Source organism: Saccharopolyspora hattusasensis (assembly GCF_050972075.1).
Classification (GTDB): domain Bacteria; phylum Actinomycetota; class Actinomycetes; order Mycobacteriales; family Pseudonocardiaceae; genus Saccharopolyspora; species Saccharopolyspora hattusasensis.
The window spans coordinates 1444497-1459089 of sequence record NZ_JBPCDC010000001.1; the positions used below are offsets into that span (position 1 = coordinate 1444497).

The following is a 14593-nucleotide window of genomic DNA, read 5'->3' on the forward strand; positions in this document are numbered from 1 at the left end:
CGGCTTGCCGATGATCGAGCCATGGCTGGAGGAACCGGACGCGACGCCGCCCCGAGCGGCCGCACTGCGTGGGACGGCGACGACTACCAGCGGCACTTCGACGCACTGGCGGCTCCGGGCGGACGTGCACGGCCCTCGGCTGACCCGCGTCACCCGGGGGTTGCGCAATTTCTCGCGAAATTGCGCCACCCCCGGGTGACGGAGCCAGTAACGTCCCGTGACCGTCCACCCCGGAAGTGCAGGGCGAAGCCGACTTCGTCCGCGCAGGTTCCGCCGCGGTCACCGCACTGTGGCGCACCGGCACCGGGCTCGTCGACACTCGGGGCATGCACCTGCTGCTGATCGCCGACACGCACCTCCCGAAACGCGCCAAAGCCCTGCCGGAGGAGGTCTGGGACGCGGTGTCAGCCGCCGACATCGTCATCCACGCCGGCGACTGGGTCGATGTCGCGCTGCTGGACGAACTGGAGGCGCGCGGCGCGCGGACGATCGGCGTGCACGGCAACAACGACGGTCCGGAACTGCGGAAACGGCTACCCGAGATCGCCCGCGCCGAGTTGGACGGCGTCTGGCTCGCGGTGATCCACGAAACCGGCCCCGCCCAGGGCCGGGAGGCCAGGTGCGACCGGTGGTTCCCGGACACCGACGTGCTCGTGTTCGGGCACAGCCACATCCCGTGGGACACCACGACGCCCGGCGGTCTCCGACTACTCAACCCCGGTTCGCCCACCGACCGCCGCCGCCAGCCGCACTGCACGTACCTGACCGCTGAGCTCTCCGGCGAGCACATCGGAAACGTCGTGCTCCACCGCCTACCGCCGCGCCCCGGCTGAAAGGCCAGCACAGCTCGATCACGAGCTTGTCGCACATCCGCTCAAGCTTTAGGAACGGTTGGCCTAACGAGCGGAACACGGGCGATCAGCGCACGGCGGCGATCAGCGCACGGCGGCGATCAGCCGGTCGATACCGCTGCGGTGTCGTCGAATGTGCCGCAATTTCAATGGAAATCGAAGATCCGATTTCCATTGAAATTGCGGAAGTTATCCACAGGTGTCGGCGTGTCGTGGTTCGACACGCCGACGATCCGCAATTTCCATTGAAATTGCGGAAGTTATCCACAGGCGTCAGGCGCCGAACACGGGTGGCGCGGTCTTGGGCATGTCCTCGAGCCAGATGTCGTCCTGCTCTTCGAGTCACCCGGGACGCTCGTGATCCTGGTCCTCGCTGCCTTGGCCGCGCTGACCGGCCGCGCGCGGGCGGGAGATGACCACGGTGGCGACGACGTTGCCGAAGGTGTCGCGGGTGGCGACGGCCATCGACATCACGCGGTAGACGCCGAAGAGGATCGCGGTTCCTTCGAGAGATAGCGTGATGCCTTCGAGAGGTAGCGCGGTTCCTTCGAGCCTGCACCGTTGACAACACGAGCCTCCACGCCTGACATCGTCCTACGACCCGCAGCACGTGATCTGCCGCGAGCAGGCACCGGCTCGGCGGAGACACCGGGCAGGGCGAAGCGTTGTTCACCGTGCTTAAACCATCATCAGCGCGCCGCCGACAGAAGCGGTTCTGGACAGCGGCGACCACAACGCGGTCCCGTGACTTCATGGCTGAAACCCGTCATGTGCAACCCTGCCAGGACGGCGTTGGCGAGGAACATCGCGATCCGCCACGCGACCGAAGTGGAGGTGCACGGCGTTGTCCGGCTGCTGTCCGCACGCGAGAGCGGGCGATGCCCTGCCCGACCGGATCGTCCCCGGGCACGGGCTCGACGAGGGACCGCTCGTCAAGCTGCCCGGCGGCACGTTCCGCATGGGCACGGACGATCCCGGCCGCATCCCGGAGGACCGGGAAGGCCCAGTACGTCCCGTCACCGTCGCGCCGTTCGCGAGTGACGTGCACTGCGTGTCCAACGCTCGCTTCGCCGCGTTCGTCGACACCACGGGCTACCGCACGGACGCCGAATGCTTCGGCTGGAGCTACGTGTTCGCGAAGTTCCTCCCCGGGCGCATCCGCGGGCCTCGCCGCGGCCGGACCAGACACCGTGGTGGTGTGGGGTGCAAGGCGCGTTCTGGCGATGCCCGGAGGGACCGGGCAGCGACGTCGACGACCGCTGGAACCACCCCGTCGTGCACGTGTCCTGGCACGATGCCGCCGCCTACTGCGCCTGGGCCGGACGGCGGCTGCCGACGGAAGCCGAATGGGAGTACGCGGCCCGCGGTGGCTTCGACCAGGCCCGCTACCCCTGGGGCGACGAGCTGACCCCGAACGGGGAGCACCGGTGCAACATCTGGCAGGGCCGGTTCCCCGTGCACAACAGCGCGGAGGACGGGCACATCGGCACCGCTGCCGTCGACGCATACCAGCCGAACGGCTTCGGGCTGCACAATGTGTCCGGCAACGTGTGGGAATGGTGCGCCGACTGGTTCGACCCGAGCGAGCAGAGCCGGTCGCTGCGCGGCGGTTCGTACCTGTGCCACGACTCCTACTGCAACCGCTACCGGGTCGCCGCTCGCACCGCGAACACGCCGGACAGTTCCAGTGGCAACACCGGATTCCGCACAGCGGCCGACGTGTGAGCTTGATTCGACGGGGCTTCGCGACCGGTGCCCGGTGCCGGGCCGAGCGCCACGGTTGAACCGGTCCTGGAGCGGGTACGGCATCGGCAACGCTTTGTTCACCCCACGTGACCGGCCCGGCCGAGCACGTCCTGCCAGTGGGGAGCGGAAATGGTCAGGCCAGGCGATCGGCCAACCCTGCTCACCCTGGGAGTCGAGGAGGAGTTCCTCCTCGTGGATCCGGAGACATTGCAGCCTGCGGGCAGCGGGGTGGCTGTTTCGCGCGTCCGGCACGGCGGCGGTGAAGGTGAGGTGCACCCCGAGTTGGCTCCCGCCCAGATCGAGGCGGCGAGCTCGGTGTGCCGCGACCTCCACGAACTGCGCCGGACGTTGATCCAGCTGCGCATGGAGCTCGCCACCGCCGCCGCCGAGCACGGCTGGCGACTGGCCGCCATCGGGGCGGCGCCGACCGGGCAGCCGGGACCACCGCCGGTCACCGACACGCCCCGATACCGGCGGATATACGCCGAGTACGGCCCGATCGTCGAGGGGCAAGGGGTGTGCGGGTGCCACGTGCACGTGGGCACTCCCGACCTGGAGTCGACGCTGCGCGCAAGCAACTGGCTGCGCCAGTGGCTGCCGGCCCTGCTGCTGGTCACCACGAATTCGCCGTTCTACCGCGGCGTCGACACCGGCTACGCGAGCTGGCGCTTCGCCCTGTGGTCGCGGTTGCCGACCGCGCGCCCGGCGCCCCACTTAACCTCGGTGGCGCACTACCGCGGCATCCTCGACTGCCTCCTGGCATCCGGCATGGTGATCGACCCCGGCATGCTCTACTGGTATGCGCGGCCTTCCGCGCACGTGCCGACCCTGGAGGTTCGGGTCGCCGACGCCGCCGCGACCGTGGACGAGGCCGTGTTGCTCGCCGGGCTCACCCGCGCATCGGTGACCGCCGCGCTCGCACCGGACGAGCGGCTGCGCGGCCCCGAACACGTTGATGACCAGATGCTGTGGGCCGCGTGCTGGCGCGCCGCCCGGGACGGGCTCGAGGGAGATGCCCTGGACGCCGCCACCGGTCGGCTGGTCCCCGCTTGGCAGCTTCTGACCGGTCTGGTCGAACTCCTGCGCCCGGTGCTCGAAGACAACGGCGATCTCGAGTTGGTCACCCAGCTGTTGCAGACCTTGCGGGCGCGCGGCAGCGCCGCCAGCCGCCAGCGTTCGGTGTACGGCCGCCGCCTCGACATCAGGGATGTCGTCGACCACGCCGTGACCGAGACGTGCCGCACGCGAGTCTCCGAGAACCTGCCCTGACCGCCGTTTCGGCTTCACTCCCCAGCTGGGGCGGATCACGTGTTTGCGGCGGATCTTCCGGGTAGGTCCCTGTATATGACTCGGACAGGAGATGCCATGAGGACACCACTGCACGCCCTGGCAGAGCACGGACAGAGTCCTTGGGTCGATTACTTGTCCCGGCGGTTCGTCCGCGACGGCGACTTGGCCGAGCTCGTGGAGCGGGGATTGGCCGGGGTGACGTCGAATCCCACGATCTTCCAGGGCGCCATCGCGGAAGGCGACTACTACGATGACCAGCTCCGCGAGGTGCTGGCCACCGAGACCGACCCCAAGGAGGTCTTCCTGGCCATCGCGCGCGACGACATCCGGTCCGCGTGCGACGTGCTCCGCCCGGTCTTCGACCGCAGCGCGGGCACCCGGGACGGATGGGTCTCCTTGGAAGTCGATCCGCAACTGGCGAATGACACACAGGCCACCATCGACGCGGCCGCCCGCCTGCACCGGATGATCGATCGCCCGAATCTGTTCGTGAAGATCCCCGGTACGCAGGCCGGCCTGCCGGCGATCGAGGAAACGATCGCCGGCGGGATCCCGGTCAACGTGACGCTGCTGTTCTCCCTGGAACGGCACCGCGGCGCCGCCGGGGCTTACTTGCGGGGGTTGCGGCGACTCCGCGACAACGGCGGGGACCTGCGGTCGGTCACGTCCGTGGCGTCGTTCTTCGTCTCGCGGGTGGATACCGAAGCCGACTGCCGGCTGGACGCGATCGGTGGGCACGACGAGATCAAGGGCACCCTCGCGATCGCGAACGCCAAACTCGCTTACCAGACCTACAAGGAGTTGTTCACCGGTGCCGACTGGGAAGAACTCGCTGCGGCCGGCGCGAGCCCGCAGCGCTGCCTCTGGGCCTCCACTTCGACCAAGAACCCGCAGTACCGCGACGTCCTCTACGTCGAAGAGCTCATCGGTCCCCAGACGGTCAACACCATGACGAGGGAGACGCTGCAGGACTTCCAGGACCACGGGTACGTCGCGAACACGCTGGAACGCGATGTGGACGAGGCTCGCCGCACCTTCGACCGGTTCGCCGCCGCTGGTGTCGACTACGACGACGTGACCGCCGTGCTGGAACGCGAAGGAGTGGACAAGTTCGCCGCCTCATTCCGGAAGTTGTTCGACGAGATCACGCACAAACGCGACCAACTGGTGCGGACGTGAGCGCCCTCGGTCGAACTGCGCGCTAGGAACGCCGCAGTGGCAGGCCCCTGCTGGCCCCACCATTGTGGTGGCGTGAAGGAGCGCGACATGTTCGACTCGCCACTTTCGCCGCAGCTGACGCGATCCACGAGCCGTGGACTGGTCACGACACCCAGACCCTCGTGTTGGCGGCGATCGGGATCGCCATCGTGGTGCTGCTGATCGTCGCGGCGAGGATGCACGGCTTCCTCGCGCTGACCATCGGATCCCTGTTCGTCGGGATCGGGTCCGGCATCGGGCTGGGCAAGGTCGCCCTCTCGTTCGAGAAAGGCGTCGGCGACGTGCTCGGCAGCGTCGGCGTGCTGATCGTCCTCGGTGCGATGCTCGGCAAGCTGCTCGCGGACTCCGGCGGGGCCGACGAGATCGTGGACAAGATCCTGACCGGCGCACGCCACGGCCTGCCGTGGCGGATGGCCCTGATCGCCTTCATCATCGGCATCCCGATGTTCTTCGAGATCGGCCTCGTGCTGCTGATCCCCGTCATCATGCTGACGATCCGCCGGTCCAAGCTGCCCGCGATGTACCTGGCGATCCCGGCCCTCGCCGGCCTGTCCGTCCTGCACGGCTTCGTTCCTCCGCATCCCGGGCCGCTGGTGGCGATCGCGAACCTGCACGCCAACGTCGGCATCACTCTGGCCATCGGCCTGCTCATCGCGGTGCCCGCCGTGATCATCGCCGGACCGCTCTACGCCGGGGTGGCGGCGCGCCTGGTGCCCATCGGCGCCCTCGGCGCGGGCGGAGACCTCATCGCGCACGGGTCGGGCGCAGGGTCTCCGGGCGGTGGCGAGGCGTCTGGGGCGGCGCCGGCCGAGGGCGAGCGCACGCGCCGCCCGAGCTTCACCTGGACGCTCGTCACGGTCCTCACCCCCGTGGTGCTGATGCTGGTCCGTGCCGCGGCCGACGTGTGGATGAGCGAGACCGCGTGCATCTACCCGTTCCTGCAGTTCATCGGGGAACCGATGGTGGCGTTGCTGATTGCCGTGCTGCTGGCGATGGTGACGTTCGGTACCGGTGTGGGCTTCACGCCGCGCACCCTGACGACGAAGCTCGGCGAGAGCCTGAAGCCGATCGTCGGCGCCACCATGATCGTCGGGGCCGGTGGTGGCTTCAAGCAGGTGCTCGTGGACGGCGGCGCAGGCATCGCGATCGGCAAGGTCGCGGTGGCGTTGAGCCTGTCCACGCTCGTGCTGGGCTGGCTGGTGGCTGTGATGGTGCGGCTTGCGACGGGGTCGGCCACGGTCGCAACCGTTACGGCGTCGGGCATCGTGGTCCCGTTCGCCGCCGACCTGCCGCCGACGCACCTGGCTCTCGTCGTGCTGCCATCGGTGCCGGCTCGCTGTTCTTCTCCCACGTCAACGACGCCGGCTTCTGGCTGGTCAAGGAGTACTTCGGCATGACCATCGGGCAGACCATCAAGTCCTGGTCGGTGATGGAGACGATCATCTCCGTGGTCGGGCTCGCCCTGACGCTGCTGCTGTCGACCTTCCTCTAGCGCCCGGTGAGAGGCAACGAAAGTCGGTCACGAAGCAGTCCGCCGGGCTGACAGGGTCCGAACCCCCTCCCCCAGCCCCGGCCAGGTCCATAAGAGACCGCCAATGGCGAAAACCTTGCAGCCGGGGGACAAACCGCGGGCAGCATCGGGTTCGCCGGTGACGGACGGGCCGTCACCCGGCGGTGGTCAGAGCCAGCCGCGGCGTTTGAAGATGAGGTACAGGCCTAGGCACACGGCGGCCATGAGGACGAGGGCGAAGGGATAGCCGAGCCCCCAGTGCAGTTCGGGCATGGCATCGAAGTTCATCCCGTACACCGTGCCGATCAGGGTGGGGGCGAACAGGATCGCGGCCCAGGCTGAGGTCTTCTTGATCTCCTCGTTCCGCCTGGCCGTGGCGGACCGTGAGGACGAAGTTCGGGCCGATGAACAGGTGCAGTTCGCTGAAGCTGACTTCCTCGGGCTCGTCCAGGTAGCGGGCGGCCCGCAGCACCACGAACAGCGTTTCGCCGTAGCGCTCGATCTTGGGCCGCTGGTCGGCGACGATCGCGTCCTCCACCGAGAGCTTGTGCAGGCCGAATTCCTCGGCCGCGGCCAGCAGTTCTTCCTCCGCTGGCCGGTAGAGCCCGATCCAGGCCATGGTGCCGTCCGCGCCGGGCAGGTACCGGTACGTCTCGGCGAGGCTGGACGGCGTCGCCACCCGGCGCCCATCCCGGTCGCCACCGCGCTGAGCGTACCCAGTGCCATCCGGGGTTCGTCGAAGTCGGCCGGTCCACCCGGCCCGTTCGTCAGCTGTGCTCGCCGGCCTGCGCGATGATCGCGCGAATGCCCGCGACGAGATCGTCCGCGCTGGGCCCCTTGACCTTGCTCACTCGAGACGGTCGAGTTGCTCGCCGTGGTGTTCCAGCAGCGCCGCCAGTCGCCGCACCTCGGCCGCCACCGTCGGATCCTGGTCGCAAATCCGGTCCGCGAGGTGTCCAACGCAGGCCACCACCGCTGCGCAGCACCGTAGGATGTGCCCCCGCGCTTGCGGCGAAGACCAGCACTCCTCGCGCTCCAGGCAGTTGCCGACCAGCCAGCACGCCAGGCTGAGCTCGTGGACGATCTGGTTGTGCAACCCAAACACTTCTTCGTCGTACATGCGTGGAGGGTGCGGGATGGCGCGGACTTCGGCCCGCCGAATCGGCGGCCTGCCCGGCAACCGGATTATCAGCAGCGCCGATCGGGCTCACCGCGCGAGGCTGCGCCGAGGATTCTGCGCACCATGCCACCGAAGACCAAGCCGTGGAAGGGCGCGACACCCCACCAAGCTGCCCAGCCGGATCTCCCCGACCTCGGCACGCGAGCGGAGGTGCTCAGAAAGCTCCCCGGAAGCAGGATGCACACCACCCAGGTACACGATCCGCGAAATCCCGGCCCGCTCGGCCTCCCGCGCCGCGATGGACGCCGAACGCCGGTCCAGATCGTTGAATCCCTTCTGCTGCAAGGAATGCACGAGGTAGAACAGGACATCGGCACCGTCGCAGGCGGCGCGCACCGCGTCGGCGTCGAGCAGGTCCCCGCGCGCCACCTCCACCTGGTCCCGCCACGGCACGTCGCGCAGCTTCTCCGGCGAACGGACCAGGCAGCGCACTCGGTGGCCGTCGGCGAGCAGACGCGGCACGAGCCGACCGCCGACGTAACCCGTCGCTCCAGTCACCAGGCACAACTTCGATGCACCAGCCGCCATTCCACCAACCCTACCGTTCGACGTAGTCCGCAATTTCCATTGAAATCGAACCTTCGATTTCAATGGAAATTGCGGAAATTGCGTCTCCCGGGCCCATCCGCGATCCGGCCGACTGGCTGGTAGCGTCGGTCAGGTTCCGGTGTAGACGGACGAGGTCGAGGCCATTGCGCACGGCGATCTGCCTTTTCACCCGCGATCTGCGGAATGCACGACAACCCCCGTCCTGATCTATCTCGTCCCAGATGTCAGCCTTTCCTGCGGGCTCAGCTGAGCTGGTTGATGCGGATCAGGTTGCCCGCAGGGTCGCGGACGGCGCAGTCGCGAACGCCGTAGGGCTGCTCGGTCGGCTCCTGGACGACCTCGACGTCGCTGGCCTGCAGCCGCTCGAAGGTGCCGTCGAGGTCGGTGGTGGCCAGGGTGATGATGGCGAAGGTGCCCTTGGCCATCATCTCGGCGATGGTGCGGCGCTCGTCGTCGGTGATGCCGGGGTTGGCCGCCGGCGGGTACAGGACGATGGACGTGCCGGGCTGGCCGGGAGGGCCGACCGTGATCCAGTGCATCCCGTTGTATCCGACGTCGTTGCGGACTTCGAAGCCGAGGATGTCGCGGTAGAAGGCCAGCGATGCGGCCGGGTCGTCGTGCGGGAGGAACGCGTTGTGGATGGTGATGTCCATGGCAGTCACGCTAGGTGCGGCTCGGGCTCGGCGCTTCTCGATTCCTGACCGGTCTGGTCACCTGCTTCGCCACGCACGACGGCATCCCCACCGTCGCGCGCGCGTCCTGGTGCCGGTAGACGCTGGGCGGCACGCCGACCAGCTCGGTGAAGCGGGTGCTGAACGTGCCCAGCGACGAGCAGCCGACCGCGAAGCAGACCTCGGTGACGCTGAGGTCGCCGCGACGTAGCAGCGTCATCGCGCGCTCGATGCGCCGGGTCATCAGGTAGGAGTACGGCGACTCTCCGTAAGCACGCCGGAACTCGCGGCTGAGGTGTCCGGCCGACATGTGCACGCCGCGGGCGAGCGCCTCGACGTCCAGCGGCTGCGCGTACTCCCGGTCGATCCGGTCGCGGACGCGGCGCAGCAGCGCGAGGTCACGCAGGCGCTGCGCCGGAACGGGACTGCTGGTCACCTGCGAGATCGTGCCACGTCGCACCGGGTTTGCCTAGCGAGCAGCAGCCGACATCGGCTGGCGGCTTCGCGAGCCGCCCACCGGACCGCGCGCCGGGACGATTCCGAGAAGTCGAACCCGACAACGACAGGTTTGCTCATCCCCAGCACCCTCGAACACCCCGCGCATCCCACCGGCCTCGCAGCCACGCCCTCAGTGTTCCAGCCACTTCGGTTCTACGATCTCCCACTCGCGGTTCCAGGCACGCTCGGCGCATGCGTCGGCGATCCCGCGGACGCACCAGATCAACCCGGCGCACAGCAGTTCGCCCGCAACCACGATCTCGAAGGCGACCGCGCCCGCAGAGGCCCGCAGCTGGGCTTCGCTCGGCGGCGCGACCGTGATGCGATCTGCCGTGTCCACCCACAACCGGACCTTGCCGCCGAGCACCGTCTTCGCCGGGACAGCTGCGACGTTCACATGCGCCCTGCCGTCCGTGCCGGTCCACGAAACCTCTGCCGAGTAGCTGGTGGACTCGTGCTCGGCTCCGCTGATCACGTGGACGACGGGCGCACTCGTCACGACGGCCTCCACCGGTCGCCTGGTCGAGGCGGCGACCGCAGCCTCGCGCGCTGCCTCGGCGTAGTTCGCGTTCCCGGCCGCGATCGCCGCCGGGACCATCAGCACGGCGGCACCGAGCAGCACGAGGATCGCGAAAGCCGCGACTCGGTCCAGCCCCCGCCGCAACGGATTCCGCCCCAACGCGTGCGCGAGCCACCGAACGTCGGCTCGCAGTGAGTTGCCGTCCATCACGTGCTCCAGGCAGGTTCGCTCCCTTCCAGGATTGGGCCGCCCACCCAAGCGGGATTAGGGCATTTCGTCATCGAGTCCGGGGCCGGGGCACCGTGGCCGAGCCGCGGCCACCGGGTGTCCACTGTGGTCATGGATCCGGGCAGGAGACGTCCTCGCCCGTCCGGGTTCGCAGTGCTGGCCGGACTGCCCGCCAACGCCACCGTGCGGAAGCATCCGCACATCATGTTCTCCGGCGGTCGTGCTCCGACAAAGCCTGCAGCCGGCGGCGGTACTCCTCTTCGTCGATGTCGCCGCGCGCGAACCGCTCCGCGAGGATTTCCTCCGCTCGGCCGCTCCCGCGCTCAACGCGTCCGGTGCGCCCGAGGTAGCGGACCACCGCGACGATGGCGGCGATGATCAGCACCCAGAACAACACCATGCTCACCGTCGTCACCACGAAACCCCACGCACCCATGCCGTAGCCATCCCAGTAGTGCATCTCGACCTCCCCGGGCATCCCACCCGTATCGACGATTCCGCACCACCGAAGCCCCAGGTAGGGCTGATGGTCACCTGCCGCTGCTGGGAATCGCGGCCACGTTGCGTTCCGAGGGTGGGCCGTGCGTGTTTTTCGGGGCTATAGCACCCAAAACCGCTCACGACACAGGTGGCGCGGTGGACTCGCGCACCACCAGGGAGTGCGTCGTGGTGCGGCGGCGGGGTCGGGCCGACGGTTGCTTGAGCGCGAGGAGCAACGCCTGCTCCCCCATTTCCGCCATCGGTAACCGCACCGTCGTCAGGGCCGGCGACAGGTGCTCCGCGACAGCCACGTCGTCGAAGCCGGCCACCGAAATGTTCTTCGGCACAGCCATTCCGCGCGCTCGCAGGGCCGCGAGGACACCGATCGCCATGTCGTCGTTGAGCGCGATCACCGCCGTCACGTCGGGGTGATCGTCGAGGACGCGCTGCATGGCCTGCGTGCCACCGTCGCGCGTGAACGCCTCCTCGATGACGGGAATGTCCTCGATCGACAGACCGGCCGCTTCCAGCGCCTGCGCCGCTCCCGCGAGTCGATCGGCCACTGTTGTCAGGATCCGTGGCCCGGCGACGAAGGCTATCTGCCGGTGCCCAAGGGAAAGCACGTGTTCGGTGATGGACCTGCCGCCTGCGGTGTTGTCCGGCAGCACCGCGTCGGTGCCGAAGTGGTGGCGTCCGATCACCGCGACGCGGCCGCCGGTTTCCTGGAACGCCTGGAGGTCCTGCTTCACCGACGCCTGCGTCCGCGCGTCCACGAAACCCGATCCCGCGATGATGATCGCCCGGACCCGGTTGGCGATCAGCGTGCGGACCTGGACGAGCTCGTTCTCCGGGTCGCGCCCGGTGTGGCAGATCTGCACGGTCAGGCCCTGCTGCGCGCCGACGCGCAGCACCCCGCTGGCGATCTCGGTGAAGTAGGGGTCGCCGATCTCGTGCACGAGCAGCCCGACGCTGGTGCTCGCGCCGCCGGCCAGCGTGCGGGCGTGCACGTTGGCGACGTAGCCCATCTGCGCGGCGACTTCGCGCACCCGCTCGGCGATGGCGTCGCTGACGCCCGCGGACCCGGAAAGCGCCCGCGACGCCGCCGCGATCGACACCCCGGCCCGTTCGGCGACGTCGATGAGCCTGAGCCTCGCGCGTTGCTGTGGCATCCGTGCCCCCTTCCGCTCCGGTCCGCCTCACGGACCGCGCCCACCATCATGATCCGTGACCCTTGCCACATCGACCGATGGTTCCTATTCTGCCGTAAGCGCTTACGAAAACGCTTACGGAGGCCCCAACGACGGGTGGACCATGAAAATTTCACAACGTCTTCGGCTAGGTGTACTCGTGACCAGCGCGAGCCTCGCGCTGACCGGCTGCCTCAGCTCGGGCGCCGGAGGCAACGACGACAGCGTCCGGATCGGCATCTCCCTGCCCCTCACCGGCGACTTCTCCGAGCCCGGCAAGGGCGTCCGCCGCGGTTACGAAGCGTGGGCCGACTACGTCAACGCCCGCGGCGGGTTGTTGGGCCGCAAGGTCGAGCTGACCATCCTCGACGACCAGTCCAACGCCGACCGCGTCGCGGCCGACTACGAGAAGCTGATCAACCAGGACGGCGCTGACCTGGTCTTCGGGCCGTTCTCCACGCGCCTGGTGATCCCGGCCGCGCAGGTCGCCAAGGACTACGGCTTCCTGTTCGTCGAGCCGGCCGGCGCCGCCGGGGACGTGTTCAACCAGGGCTTCGACAACCTCTTCTACGCCGCGCCCGCGGTCGCGGAGGACCACTACAACCACTTGGCCGCGGCGATCCTGGCGATGCCCGCCGGCCAACGCCCGAAGACCGCCGCTTACGCCGCGATGGACGACCCGTTCGCGCAGGGCACGGCCTACGGCTTGAAGGACAAGCTCGAAGCGGCAGGAGTCCGCACGGTGGTCGATGAGGTCTACCCGCCCAACACCACGGATTTCGGTTCCATCGCGGCCAAGATCGCCGATTCCCGCGCGGACCTCGTCGTCGGCGGAACGCAGTACCAGGACGCGGTGAACCTCATCCTGGCGCTGCGCCAGCTCGGCTACCAGCCCGGTATGGCGGCCTTCTCCACCGCACCGACCAATCCGGAGTTTCCCAAGGCGATCGGCGAGCAGACCGAGGGAATCCTTTCCCCCACCGGCTACACGCCGGACGCGGACTTCCCGTCCAACAAGGAGTTCGTCGAGCACTACACCCGGATGTTCAACTCCCCGCCCAACGAGGACGAGGCCAACGCGTGGACCACCGGGCAGGTCGTGGCCGCCGCCGTGCAGGCCGTCGGTTGCGCCGATCCGGCCCCCGACTGCCAGCGCAGGCTCATCGACTGGCTGCACCACAACGAGGTGGACACCGTGGTCGGCAAGCTCAGCTGGGATGCCACCGGAAAACCGCGCGGCGCGCACCTGATCCAGCAGTACGTCGGCGGCCGGATCCGCATCGTGCTGCCCGCGGAGACCAAGGAAGCCGACCTGGTCCACCCCAAGCCGCCGTGGTGATGCATAAGAGACTGGTAACGAGTCTGGAAGGCTCTAATTGACTGCTCCCCGCCTTAAAGGACGGGGATTCCCTTCCGGCTCGCGCCAGAAAGTTCCTGCTTCACAGCCGGTCGCCCCGTCCGGGAGGTTTCCCGTTGAGGTCTTACACCTGCTCCACAGGCCGACACCGCCAGCCCGGCGGCCACAATGTTGCGCGCGGCGTTGATGTCCCGATCATGCCGGGCACCGCAGTCATTGCACGTCCACTCACGGACCTGCAACGGCATGCTCTCGGTGAGCTTGCCGCAGGCGGAGCACGTCTTGGACGAGGGGAACCAGCGGTCGATCACGATCAGGTCCCGCCCGTACCAAGCGCACTTGTACTCCAGCATCGACCGCAACTCGCTCCACGACGCATCGCTGATGGCGCGGGAGAGATTGCGGTTACGGACCATGCCTCGCACGTTGAGGTCTTCGATCACGACCGTTTGGTTGTCGCGGACGAGTCGAGTAGTGACCTTATGCAGATGGTCCCGGCGGCGGTCAGCGATCTTCGCCTGAATCCGAGCCACCTTGAGACGGGCCTTGTCGCGGTTGTTACTGCCCTTCTCCTTCCGGGCAAGCGCCCGCTGAGCCTTGGCCAAGCGAGCACGCTCACGATCGGAGTGCTTGGGGTTGGTGATCTTCTCCCCGGTCGACAACGTCACCAGCGACGTGATCCCCGCGTCCACACCTACCGCTTGATCGGTGGGTTCGTGGTGGTCGACGGTGGTTTCCACCAGCATCGACACGAACCACCGGTCGGCGCTGTCACGCGACACCGTGACCGTGGTTGGCTCCACCGCACCCTCGGGCAGGGGGCGAGACCACACGATGTTCAGCGGCTCACGCATCTTCGCCAACGTGAGTTGCCCGTCGCGGTACTTGAACGCGGACTTGGTGTACTCCGCCGACGCCCGGGAGCGCTTGCGGGACTTGAAACGCGGGTACTTCGCGCGCTTGTCGAAAAACGCGGTAAACGCACCCTGGAGGTGCCGCAACGTCTGCTGCAACGGCACGCTCGACACCTCACCCAGAAAGCCCAGGTCCTCGGATTTCTTCCATGCGGTGAGCATGGCCGAAGTTTCGTTGTAGTTCACGCGGCGTTGTTCGGTGAACCACGCGCGAGTCCTGGCGTCCAGGGCAAGGTTGTAGACCTTACGGACACACCCGAACGTACGCAGCAACTCCTGCCGCTGCGCATCGGTCGGATAGAAGCGGAACTTGTACGCCCGCTTCACCTGCGTCCTACCCATTCCCACAAACTACCGTGTTTGTTTGTAAGTCTTGATCTCGGGTGGTTATCTA

The 14593-nt window shown here is 68.0% G+C and carries 15 protein-coding genes and 3 pseudogenes; 6 read left to right on the forward strand and 12 right to left on the reverse strand.

What is annotated here, in order from left to right; genetic code table 11:
• Positions 1–326: 326 nt before the first annotated feature.
• Positions 327–833 (forward strand): metallophosphoesterase family protein, encoded by a 507-nt coding sequence (locus ACRXBZ_RS05800; RefSeq protein ID WP_433883805.1) that lies wholly within the window; start codon positions 327–329, stop codon positions 831–833.
• 360 nt (positions 834–1193) lie between these two features.
• On the opposite strand, the gene ACRXBZ_RS05805 is transcribed toward ACRXBZ_RS05800, so the two are convergent.
• Positions 1194–1322 (reverse strand): hypothetical protein, encoded by a 129-nt coding sequence (locus tag ACRXBZ_RS05805; RefSeq protein WP_433878142.1) that lies wholly within the window; start codon positions 1320–1322, stop codon positions 1194–1196.
• 373 nt (positions 1323–1695) lie between these two features.
• On the opposite strand from ACRXBZ_RS05805, the pseudogene ACRXBZ_RS42150 reads away from it, so the two are divergent.
• From ACRXBZ_RS42150 to ACRXBZ_RS05830, 4 genes and pseudogenes are all read left to right on the forward strand, one after another.
• Positions 1696–2576, forward strand: a pseudogene (locus ACRXBZ_RS42150) (formylglycine-generating enzyme family protein).
• Between the two features lie 150 nt (positions 2577–2726).
• Entirely contained in the window at positions 2727–3866 is a 1140-nt protein-coding gene (locus ACRXBZ_RS05820) for a carboxylate-amine ligase (protein WP_433878143.1), read from the forward strand.
• A 96-nt stretch (positions 3867–3962) separates the two neighbouring features.
• A complete protein-coding gene (tal, locus tag ACRXBZ_RS05825) occupies positions 3963–5066 on the forward strand; it encodes a transaldolase (RefSeq protein WP_433878144.1) in 1104 nt (367 codons plus the stop codon).
• Between the two features lie 122 nt (positions 5067–5188).
• A pseudogene (locus tag ACRXBZ_RS05830) lies at positions 5189–6597 on the forward strand (GntT/GntP/DsdX family permease).
• A 186-nt stretch (positions 6598–6783) separates the two neighbouring features.
• Here ACRXBZ_RS05830 and ACRXBZ_RS05835 read toward each other — a convergent pair.
• The 10 genes and pseudogenes from ACRXBZ_RS05835 to ACRXBZ_RS05880 form a co-directional block, all read right to left on the reverse strand.
• A complete protein-coding gene (locus ACRXBZ_RS05835; RefSeq protein WP_433883807.1) occupies positions 6784–6969 on the reverse strand; it encodes a CorA family divalent cation transporter in 186 nt (61 codons plus the stop codon).
• 67 nt (positions 6970–7036) lie between these two features.
• Positions 7037–7234 (reverse strand): annotated as a pseudogene (locus ACRXBZ_RS05840) (CorA family divalent cation transporter); the annotation flags it as partial.
• A gap of 228 nt (positions 7235–7462) precedes the next feature.
• Complete coding sequence (locus ACRXBZ_RS05845) at positions 7463–7735, reverse strand: hypothetical protein (RefSeq protein ID WP_433878145.1); 273 nt, start codon at positions 7733–7735, stop codon at positions 7463–7465.
• A gap of 87 nt (positions 7736–7822) precedes the next feature.
• Positions 7823–8293 (reverse strand): NAD(P)H-binding protein, encoded by a 471-nt coding sequence (locus tag ACRXBZ_RS05850; protein WP_433878146.1) that lies wholly within the window; start codon positions 8291–8293, stop codon positions 7823–7825.
• Positions 8294–8586: 293 nt separating this feature from the next.
• A complete protein-coding gene (locus ACRXBZ_RS05855; RefSeq protein WP_168584190.1) occupies positions 8587–8997 on the reverse strand; it encodes a VOC family protein in 411 nt (136 codons plus the stop codon).
• Between the two features lie 10 nt (positions 8998–9007).
• Positions 9008–9451: a helix-turn-helix transcriptional regulator gene (locus ACRXBZ_RS05860; RefSeq protein ID WP_433878147.1), complete on the reverse strand. Its 444-nt coding sequence runs from the start codon at positions 9449–9451 to the stop codon at positions 9008–9010.
• Positions 9448–9591, reverse strand: coding sequence for a universal stress protein (locus tag ACRXBZ_RS05865; RefSeq protein WP_433878148.1), 144 nt, complete (start codon positions 9589–9591; stop codon positions 9448–9450). The genes ACRXBZ_RS05860 and ACRXBZ_RS05865 overlap by 4 nt, the downstream gene beginning before the upstream one ends.
• A 52-nt stretch (positions 9592–9643) precedes the next feature.
• On the reverse strand, positions 9644–10240 hold the full coding sequence (locus tag ACRXBZ_RS05870) for an Rv1733c family protein (RefSeq protein WP_433878149.1): 597 nt from the start codon (positions 10238–10240) through the stop codon (positions 9644–9646).
• 223 nt (positions 10241–10463) lie between these two features.
• Entirely contained in the window at positions 10464–10721 is a 258-nt protein-coding gene (locus ACRXBZ_RS05875) for an SHOCT domain-containing protein (RefSeq protein WP_433878150.1), read from the reverse strand.
• A 157-nt stretch (positions 10722–10878) separates the two neighbouring features.
• On the reverse strand, positions 10879–11910 hold the full coding sequence (locus ACRXBZ_RS05880; protein ID WP_433878151.1) for a LacI family DNA-binding transcriptional regulator: 1032 nt from the start codon (positions 11908–11910) through the stop codon (positions 10879–10881).
• Between the two features lie 178 nt (positions 11911–12088).
• On the opposite strand from ACRXBZ_RS05880, the gene ACRXBZ_RS05885 reads away from it, so the two are divergent.
• Positions 12089–13267 (forward strand): amino acid ABC transporter substrate-binding protein, encoded by a 1179-nt coding sequence (locus ACRXBZ_RS05885; protein WP_433878152.1) that lies wholly within the window; start codon positions 12089–12091, stop codon positions 13265–13267.
• 53 nt (positions 13268–13320) lie between these two features.
• On the opposite strand, the gene ACRXBZ_RS05890 is transcribed toward ACRXBZ_RS05885, so the two are convergent.
• A complete protein-coding gene (locus ACRXBZ_RS05890; protein ID WP_433878153.1) occupies positions 13321–14541 on the reverse strand; it encodes an RNA-guided endonuclease InsQ/TnpB family protein in 1221 nt (406 codons plus the stop codon).
• Between the last annotated feature and the right edge of the window lie 52 nt (positions 14542–14593).